Here is a 265-nt window from a genome sequence, read left to right as displayed (position 1 = left end):
GCCACAAGCCCGGCACTGGGCAGCCCTTGGACGATTCCCGTCAGGTCGGCCAGCGGAGCTGTTCGGACCCCGGGCTTGCCAACGTGGCGGCGGGCCAGGTTGAGCGCCAACGGTAGCTCGCTCAATGTGCTGGCCTCCGTGACCACCACCGCGAGTTCGGGCGCGTCGTTGAAGAAGCCACGGACCATCCCCAAAAGTCCCAGGCTTCCCCTCTTCTGCTGCACGAGCAGCGTGGTCAGCCCCTTCTCCTCCATGAAACGGACGA

The 265-nt window shown here is 66.0% G+C and carries 1 protein-coding gene; it reads right to left on the bottom strand.

Annotated features, from left to right (window positions below; translation table 11 throughout):
- The coding region (locus tag SB847_RS21295) for a hypothetical protein (RefSeq protein ID WP_410578637.1) at window positions 1-265 on the bottom strand (265 nt) is incomplete at both ends.

The organism is Bacillus sp. SIMBA_026, from assembly GCF_046535335.1.
Classification (GTDB): domain Bacteria; phylum Bacillota; class Bacilli; order Bacillales; family Bacillaceae; genus Bacillus; species Bacillus velezensis.
This window is presented reverse-complemented; position numbering and strand designations above follow the sequence as displayed.